We start from the raw sequence: 2,916 nt of genomic DNA on the forward strand, positions 1-2,916 counted from the left end.
ACGTAGGAGTCAGCAACCGCCTTGTCGCCTTCCGACAGCTTACCCTCCGTTACGGCTTCCCCAAGGAGCAAATTCATATTCTCTGTTGAAAAGCCTTTTGGCACAGGCGCCCACACATTAAGCAGCGCTTTTCCTGATGGAGAAATCTTGTTCTTCACTTCCGCAACAGAAGCTGGGAAGACGGTTCCGTCTGGTGACCGGAAGTTCGCGACAAGCTTGGAAGGATTCGTGAATCTTTTCTCTAGGTTAGTCACCTCAACCATAGTTGAGTACATAATACTCGTTTTGTCCTCATAGGTCGATACGTTCCTAATCGCATACTTGGCTTTGCGTCCGACTTCAGTCGACGAGTAGGATTCGCCTAACCCAATGAAAGGAACAGCTTGAAGCTCAGCTTGTGTCGAGAACTCCAGCACATCCGTTGCTGTAGTACTCGTAGTGTCAGTACCCGTAGCAGGCGTCTCTCCCTCATTCTCTTGAAGGACAAGCTTCACGTGTGAGAACTCATACGTATACGGCAATTTGCCGGCAAGCTGCAGATTAACGCTTGTACCCGCTCCAAGCCCAATCACCTTAGCTGTCTGGATTAGCTTCGCATCGATTTTGACGGCATCATCCAGTAGGAAGTAACCGGACAATTTCGGAATTGGCAGAGCCTCATCTCCTTTATTGCTAAGAACCAAATCGGYCGTCAATAGATCTTGATCCTCCCAAGGAAGACGATGAAGACCGCCCAGCTGAGCTGTGTAAACACMCGACTTATTGGTGAAAGAATACTCTTTGCCAATGGATCCACCTTCTTGAGAACTTACTACTGGAAGTTGAAAATTCGCAACGGCTACATTAAGCTTCAAATCCGCAATCGTGTCCGCAATGGCCAGCTGCCAAGCATCCGCGGTTACCGCTACCGGAATGGAACCGGAGAGTTGAATTTCTTTGCTCTCTTTTGGATTAATTTTCAAATCCTTCAGCCCTTTAGCTTCCAATGGATACAAGAGCCCATCCTGTGTCCTTATTGAGAATAGGTAAGCCGGAATAGTCACAGCATGACTGCCTGCATTCTCTAACGTCAGATAAACCGTGGGAACATGATATTTCTCATTTTTGTTACTGACGAACTTTTTAATAGAAGCACGTACTTCAACTCCGCCTACAGAAATGGTGCCTGTACCATCAGACGGAATGACATCTGTATAATTATCCGGTACAGCTACTTCTCCAAGCACTCGTTCGAAATTCGTTTGGCTAAAGTCCCACTTAATAAATTGGACAACGAGGTCCTGCAGATTCGTAGTAGAATTCACCGTCGCGTAGAACGTTAAATCGGTTGTAGAACCGGGGGCTACCCGGTTCTTATCCTTATCAGCAGGCAGCAAGCGCGCTGAGTATTGATTTCCTGATTTACTTTTCAGCCTAGCCCAGTAATCAATAAATTGCAGCTCATTGCTACCTTCGTTATGAATCGTAATCGTGAAAGTTGCGATCTTGCCGCTTTGATCAGGTAAAACATGAATCTGCTTTAATTCAAAATAGCTATTATTCGTTATCGGCACCTTACCTATCGCCATTGTTATCGCAGTTGGACTGCCGTCAGCCCAAACGGGCGTTATAGCGCCAAATGCCATTGTAGCAGACAAAGCAATCGTGGCCGCATATTTGTAGCCAAACTTGATCTTCATGATGTAAAAGGCCTCCTTCATGGTTTATAACTGTCATCTTATATTGGATCTTATTAACCCGCAGGCACAGCTTGCATAGTCATAGGATTCGGCTGTGCACCTGGATTTTCCTTCATTTGCTTAAGCATCGCATCACCTTGCGTTTGCCACTGTTTGAGCGCCTCGCGAGCCGTCGATTTTCCTTGTAGAACACTGTTAAACAATTGATGGCCAATTTCTTGAACCTGATAAATGTTCGGCTTATCGCGATAAATTTTCATGTTATTATCAAGTGGTGCAGGAATAACATTATAAAATGCTTCCATGTGGAATTCCTGGCCGTCTTTAGGCTTCAAATATTTGGAACGTGCAACTAAATTATAAGAGCTGTACGATTTCAGTTTTGCCCAGTCATCGCCATTCACGAATTTAATGAATTTCCAGGCATCTTCTGGATTCTGCGCTTTCGCATTAATCCCCATTATACCATTCATATAAATGGAACCGCCTACGCCTTTAGCTTCAGGATGAGAAGGAATCGTTACAACATCCCAATCAATTGGCGTAAACCCTTTGTAGCTGGCAGCGTTTTTGTTCGCATTCGTAATTTGTTGAATTTGACCATAATTGATAATTCCCATCGCCAAGCGGTTCGACATGAAATCATCATAGGCGAAAGGATTTTCTTGATCGAATTTCCGATTCATTCCCTTTTGTGGATCCATAAGCTCAGGGAACACATTATCTTTTTGCAGCTGTGCCATTTTCGTCCATACTTTTTCCCATTGATCCGTATCCACCGTCATCTGCTCTCCAGCATCATCATACATTTTGAGTTGAAGAGGAGCTGTGTACATTTGCATGCCATAGAACAAATCGCCTTGAGCTTGTGTTGAGAATGAGAAGCCGTTCAAACGGTTCTCCCCTTCCCCTTTGGTAAGCCGCTTGGAAAGATCAAAAATCTCATCCCACGTCATCCCATCTTTCGGAAAATCAACACCAGCATCCCCGAACATTTTCTTATTATAAATCAGTGCAGAGGACGAGAAGGTTGGAGCAAGTGCATACAGCTTACCGCTACCAGCATTTTTGATGCCATCAATGACAGCAGGTACAATGCCTGTTGTATCGAATTTATCTTTCGTAATCAGCGGATCCAGTTGAGTCAACATATTGCTTTCAATAATGTCAGGCAACTGTTCAAAACCTACCATCACGACATCCGGAGGGTTATCACCCTGCATGACCTCTTTCAGCT

General features: G+C 44.6%; 2 protein-coding genes. Both read right to left on the bottom strand.

Translation table 11 applies throughout. The features are described 5' to 3' along the window. On the bottom strand, positions 1 to 1,679 hold a 1,679-nt coding region (locus AC1DUA_RS32070), incomplete at its 3' end, for a hypothetical protein (RefSeq protein ID WP_477503589.1). A 53-nt stretch (positions 1,680 to 1,732) separates the two neighbouring features. Next, a partial coding sequence (locus AC1DUA_RS32075; protein WP_477503590.1) for an ABC transporter substrate-binding protein occupies positions 1,733 to 2,916 on the bottom strand: 1,184 nt, incomplete at its 5' end.

The sequence above is a fragment of the Paenibacillus sp. 01T422 genome, from assembly GCF_056398785.1.